The 6072-nt window shown below is 50.5% G+C and carries 7 protein-coding genes; all 7 read right to left on the bottom strand.

Going from position 1 to position 6072, the window contains the following annotated elements; genetic code table 11:
* A partial coding sequence (locus RDU76_09155; GenBank protein MDQ7799090.1) for a hypothetical protein occupies window positions 1–348 on the bottom strand: 348 nt, incomplete at its 3' end.
* A gap of 14 nt (window positions 349–362) precedes the next feature.
* Window positions 363–4103, bottom strand: coding sequence for a PAS domain S-box protein (locus RDU76_09150; protein MDQ7799089.1), 3741 nt, complete (start codon window positions 4101–4103; stop codon window positions 363–365).
* Window positions 4104–4153: 50 nt separating this feature from the next.
* Window positions 4154–4561, bottom strand: a complete 408-nt coding sequence (locus RDU76_09145) for a bacteriohemerythrin (GenBank protein MDQ7799088.1) — start codon at window positions 4559–4561, stop codon at window positions 4154–4156.
* Window position 4562: 1 nt separating this feature from the next.
* A complete protein-coding gene (locus RDU76_09140) occupies window positions 4563–4862 on the bottom strand; it encodes a hypothetical protein (GenBank protein MDQ7799087.1) in 300 nt (99 codons plus the stop codon).
* A 19-nt stretch (window positions 4863–4881) separates the two neighbouring features.
* Entirely contained in the window at window positions 4882–5082 is a 201-nt protein-coding gene (locus tag RDU76_09135) for a winged helix-turn-helix domain-containing protein (GenBank protein ID MDQ7799086.1), read from the bottom strand.
* A 37-nt stretch (window positions 5083–5119) separates the two neighbouring features.
* A complete protein-coding gene (locus tag RDU76_09130; protein MDQ7799085.1) occupies window positions 5120–5479 on the bottom strand; it encodes a hypothetical protein in 360 nt (119 codons plus the stop codon).
* A 38-nt stretch (window positions 5480–5517) separates the two neighbouring features.
* On the bottom strand, window positions 5518–5892 hold the full coding sequence (locus RDU76_09125; protein ID MDQ7799084.1) for a hypothetical protein: 375 nt from the start codon (window positions 5890–5892) through the stop codon (window positions 5518–5520).
* Window positions 5893–6072: the final 180 nt, after the last annotated feature.

Raw genomic sequence — 6072 nt, 5'->3', positions numbered from 1 at the left:
CTGCGGCCTTTTTGATTCTCCAATCACCTTATTATAAGAACGGTTCTCCCCAGGCCACCATCCATCTCCAGTAACTGTTGTCTGGCTTGGGATCCGGTGAAAACGCCCAATTATAAAAAGGCCCGCCATAATCCGGGGCATTGGGATATCGGCGGGCATATTCTCTAAGGTCTTGGCGTAGTTCTTTTTATTCCACAAACAATCAGCTACCGCAACGGCAAGCACGGTATCGTCGATGGAATGCGATTCAGCCACAAACCAGGGGAAATCCGTGGTTTTGTTCCCAGTATATTCATGGACCGAGCCGATGATATCGCCAGTAATGGCACCTATCATGATATTCGGCATTCTCCAAACTATTTTCAGCCTGACTCTTCATTTATAACCTTCTTTATTTTCGCAGCCAGATCAGCCAAATGATACGGTTTGCTTATATAACCCTTGAGCCCCAATTTAAACAATTCATTCGACTCCCGCCCCGCGCTAAAGCCCGATGATATCAGCACCTTTACTTTCGGATTGATGTTTTTAAGCTTGATAAAAGCATCCATACCGTTCATCACCGGCATAATCATATCCATGATCACCAGGTCGATCTCGTTTTGGTGCTCGCGATAGAATCCTACCGCCTCTGCGCCATCGGAACAAGTGTATACCTCGTACCCGAGATGCTTAAGTAGATTTTGAGCCACCTCCCGGATCATTTCCTCATCATCTACCAGCAATATCCGGCCCTGGCCGGTCAGATCTTCCGTCAAGGACCCCGCCGCCTTTTTTTCAGGCGCCGCGTTCGTTACTAAAGGAAGCCAGATATTGAATAGAGCCCCTTTCCCCGGTTCGCTTTTAATCTCTATCGCTCCTTTATGGTTCATGATCGTCCCATAGACGCTGGCCAATCCCAAGCCGGTGCCCTTCCCGGGGTCCTTTGTTGTGAAAAACGGTTCGAAGATATGTTTTAACGTATTGCTATCCATGCCCACCCCGGTATCGGATATAGATATAAGCAAGTATTTCCCCGGTTCGATCTGATAGCCGTGGTTTTTTATAAAGTCGCTGTCAAACACCTCCTCGCGGGTGGAAAAGGTAAGCAAACCGCCTTCGGGCATAGCATCCCGGGCATTCACCCCGAGGTTTAATAACATATTTTCCAGCTGGGACGGATCTCCGTTTACCACCGGCAGCACCGCATCCAATTGACGGTTCACCATTATGCGGCGATCAATGGTTTTTTCCAAAATTCCGCAGGTATCGTTTATCAGATTGTGGATGTCGGTGGGCTGCCACACCATTCGCCCTTTTCTGGCAAAAGTAAGCAATTGCCGGGTGAGGGTTGCCGCATGATCGGCGGCATTGGCTATGTTGTTAACGTAAGATGACAAGGCTTTGTCGCCCGAAAGCTTCATAGCCAACAATTCTACATTGCCGATGATGCCCGCCAGCATGTTATTGAAATCGTGGGCCACCCCGCCGGCCAGCAATCCTATGGCCTCTATCTTTTGGGCCTGCCGCAGTTCCTGCTCGATCTTCCTGCGCTCGGTAACATCCCTCATGAACACTAATGCCCCGTTTCCCCCCTGGTATTCGAAGGGCACTGCCGAAACCTCGACGTCAACCGGTGTCCCGTCGAGCTTAAGGTGTCTATATTCAACCGTAGGTACATCCGTCTTTTCCCGGTTAAGCAACCTGACCCTTTCCTTGACCATTTCCTGAAAATCGGGATGAATTCTTTCGATAATCGGGCGGCCTATCAGCTGCTCCGTTCTTTCCGCCCCGTAAAGAGACAGGCAGGCCTGGTTGACATAAGCGTATTTTCCGTCAATCTGTATGAAGATGGAATCCGGCGCACTGTCGGCCAGAAGCTGGAACTGTTGTTTGCTTTGGTATAATTCCTCCTGTTTTCGGGTTAAATCATCCAGCTGTTGTTGCAGTTCTTCTTCGGCAGCCCTAAGTTCCTGTTCGGCCGCCATCAGCTCCTCGTTATTGGCCAGCAACTGTTCCCTTTGCGCCTGAATCTCCTCCTCGTGCCTCTTGCGTTTCAGGGCGATCCCTATGCTGGCGCCTATGCCCTCCAGGTAATTTATCAGGTTGTGCGTGAACTTGTTCGGCGAATGGTCGTTCAACTGTATCAGCCCGATGGTCTCGTTGTCAGACCTCAGGGGCACCAAAGCCACCGATTCGTATCCCATCATGTTGCAGTAATTTCTGGTGCGGGTTTGACGATCCTCGTCCGTGGTCTGGGCAAGGAGATCCGAGGTGTTATTGCTCCAAAAACTGCCACCGGGGGTAAAAAACGGCTTAGTGGCGTCAACCCTCCCGGTGATAATGTTTCCGCACATGCATTCCAGGAATGGTTTGCCGTCCTGCCCCACTAATGCTTCGCCCCTGCTGTCGCGGGAACAAAGGCTCCGCTCCTTTTCCACGAAATGCTCCGGAAATCCCTGGGTGATAAAATAGGGATAATCCCCGTTGTCCTTTAGCCTGACCGCTATCGCCTCGCAGCCGGTGACCGGTCTGATGATGTTAAGGATCTCACTGATGATATCCTCCGTGCTTTCCGGGCGGTTTAGTATTCGAAGAACGTCAACCGTCAGCTGTTGCTCCGTTTCCGCCCGCTTGCGATCCGTAATGTCCACCGAAAGGATGAACGCCCCCTCCGGCACCGGTTGAATTCCCAGCTCAAACCAGCCTCTTTGGCCGTCCGGAAAAATGAACTGGTTTTCTATCCGGTGGGCGGTTTTATTTTCCAGGGCATCCTTGATAACGGCATAAACATTGGTTTTTTCCACCCCCGGCCACATGTCGCCGTATTTATTGCCCAGCAGTTCCCCTGTGGGACGGCGATTGTGTTTTTCGGCCGCCTCATTGATGTATAAATACCGCCAGTCGCTCCCGATGATCTGGCAGCCCTCCAGCATGTTGTCCAAGGTTGACCTAAAGCGCTCCACGCTCTTTTGCAGTTCTTTGTACTGCTGTTGAAGTTCCTCCTCGGCCGCCTTAAGTTGCTGCCCGGAGGCCGTCAATTCCTCCACCGTCGCTTCCAACTCCTGGTTGCTCTCCAAAAGCTTTATATTGGCCACTTTAAGCTGCGACTCGGCCGACATCAGCGATTCCAGATATTGGTTCCTGCGCCGGTACCAAACAATGCCCACCGCTCCGGCCGCCACCCCGGCCAGTAAAAAGGCCAGCAAGGCTACCGCCAGGAAAAGCCTTTTTACGGGGGCATACACCTCGTCGGCGTCGACCTTGGAAACCATGAACCAGGAAGTGCCGGATATCCTCCTCAATGCCGCCAGGACCGGCTGGCCCCGGTAGTCATATCCCTCGACCGTTCCGGTCCTGCCGGTTACCGCCATCACCGCCGGAAGCATGGTGTCGGTCAGGGGCGCTTTCATTTTCAGGGCGGTATTTTCACGATGCCGAACGTTATTCAAAAAAAGCACCGAATCCCCCTCCCGCCTGACCAGCAGGGTCTCCGAAGTGCGGCTGGGGGTCGGCCAATTCCGAATAAGGGGATAAAAAAACCTGCTGGGATCGACCCGGAGGATCAAGGCCCCGGTCTGCTTGCCTTGATATGCGATCGGCGCGACAAAATCCATATGCGGACGCTGGGCTTCGGTGCAATAGTAAAGATCGCTGGTCAAGACCCGGCCCGAGCCCAGGGCCTGGGTTATAAAGCCGGTTACCCTGGGGCCGGCATGCTTGGTGGAATCGTTGATCGCCATCATCACCGTGCCGTCGGGCTTTAGTAAAAGAATGGCTTCGTATTGATTGTAGCGCAGCAAAGAACCCAAACGACTGGCTGCCGCCTCTTTCAACCGTCCGTCCTTCGGATTTTCGAACCATTTGGCCGTGGCTTCCGCAAACGAACGGCTGTCGGCAAGACCCCAGGCGTTGTTGATGCGCTCCTGATACCATGACTCTATCAGGGACGATTTCAGGTCCGCTACCGCCGAAAGGTCTTGCTTTTGTTCCTCCGCCAGGGCACGGCTCTGCCTTGCATAAAACAGCATCGCCCCGGCGGTAATTAATAAAAAAATGACGGCCAAAAAGCCCGTCATGTAAAACAGTTCCCGCCGGGCTCTTATTTGGGCTTTATTCCTCATTGTCTGCTCCCGTGGTTACCTTACCTGAACGGTCCGGTTCAAAAGGCGTTTTAACACACCCCCTTACCGATGAAAAAGGGCGCATACTTTTTATCTTCATCCAGTATGTGTTTCTTAAGCCATTCCCTGAGAAAACACATGGTTTCCATACTGGCAGAATAATCTTCATTTTCGTGCTTTTCCTTCAGGGAAATAACGGTTTTCTTGAACATATTATGTTCCTGAATATGATGCATGGTCTCGGGGTACAGATGAAGCCCGAACAATGTTTCCTCCGTTTCGAAATGATATTCGGCATAATCCATCATCTCGGTCAAAATTCCCGCCAAAATTGCCCTGGCCCCTCCGTTTTTCAGGGCAGTATATAGTTCATTGACCAGACCGATCAATTTTATATGCTGCTCGTCTATTTCCCCGATATTTACCTTGTATTGGTCGGCCCATTTTATCAGCGTCATGTCAGCAAATCTCCGTTGCCTTGTGGCTGGAAAGATATTCCCTGGTCTTTAAGATGGCCTCCTGGGGATCTACTTCAACATTGCTGACTGTTACCCAGCCGTCCTCCAGCCGATGCTTATGATAATAACGATACCCGCCTACCGGGTCGATAACCTTGGCAACCACATTATTTTCGTCCAGTCTGAACAGTACTGCGGATACTATTTCCGGCTCGGCCAAATACTGGTTTTTGGGATGGGGCATTTCAGCCACAACGAAACCCAGCTGTCTCTCCCGTTCGGTAATTACCGTAGCATACATAATTAAAGGCTCCATAAGGTTATTTTAGGGAAATTGTGATCTGGTTTTTATTTTGGGTGAATAGTATCTTGTCCTCCCGGGCCAGCCAGCCCAACGCCAGATAAAAATTCTTATCGTCCAGCTTGGCCTGCTTTTTAAGGGCGCTGAGGTTATGTTCCCCCTTGTTATTGAGGATCTTCCACAAAGCGCCCGCATTCCGGCCTATGATCGGAGTCCACATTTCGGTTACCTCCTTCAATTAGTGGTTCGATACCGGCTTATGCCGATCTATCCAATATGATGTCGGCTTCATCGATGGAAAAGACCGTATTGACGGCAGGATAGCCCTGCTGTTTGTCCGCCCCGTTATCGGACCGCGGGACAACCTGGATGATACGCTTGACCCCCAAATATCCCAAAAAGGCCTGGGCGCGTTTGATCTCGGTGGCCCCTTTGGAGCCGGTGGGCCGGGCTTGGGAGATATCGCTTACCACGGCAAAACCGGATTGAAGTTTTTTGGCCTCCTCCATGGTCTTATCGGCCGCAGACTTGGCCATATCGTCGGAAATGGAGCCTTTGATCACCAAGTATAACCGGTTCTTGCCGGGATCGGTCCAGATTTTATAATCAAGATCCATGATTCAGCCCACTTCTTTGTTTTTAAAAGGAATGCTCTTCACTTTATTTTCTCGACCGCCTCTACTGCCTGTTCCTTGGTGTCATGGATATTTATATCAAAATTGACCTTGCGGGAGGATGTGCGAACCGTCATTCGGGCCATTGGATCCCGGCCATAACGGGCGAAGCCTAATATTGAGCCATCCAGGAGCTTCTTGACCTGCCGGCCGTAATATTCATGAACCTTGGAATTTATTCGCAGTCCGTCTATACAAGCTATAATATACGCTTTTCGCCCTATCTCCTTGAACTTCCGGGAATACAGGTCAAGAAAAGCATCGGCCTCCTCCGGGGTGTTGATCTCATAGTCATCTACAACGAACAGAATGTTACGTTCCTGGTCGTATTCGAATTTTACTGTCTGAGAAGCCATGATTCGGTTCCTTAGCTTACTGTTTAATGCAATGGTTCATTTCGCCTGCTTTTAAAAGCATAGTAGCAGCCAGGGCTTTATTTCTTGGTGCGGTTATACAGTATTTGATTGGTTGGGCATAATGTTTTCTCTAACTTCTTTTACTAATAACACGAGAAGGTAAACCAAGTTCAATACGTA

The organism is Candidatus Edwardsbacteria bacterium (assembly GCA_031082425.1).
In the GTDB taxonomy this organism is placed as follows: domain Bacteria; phylum Edwardsbacteria; class AC1; order AC1; family EtOH8; genus UBA2226.
This window is presented reverse-complemented; position numbering and strand designations above follow the sequence as displayed.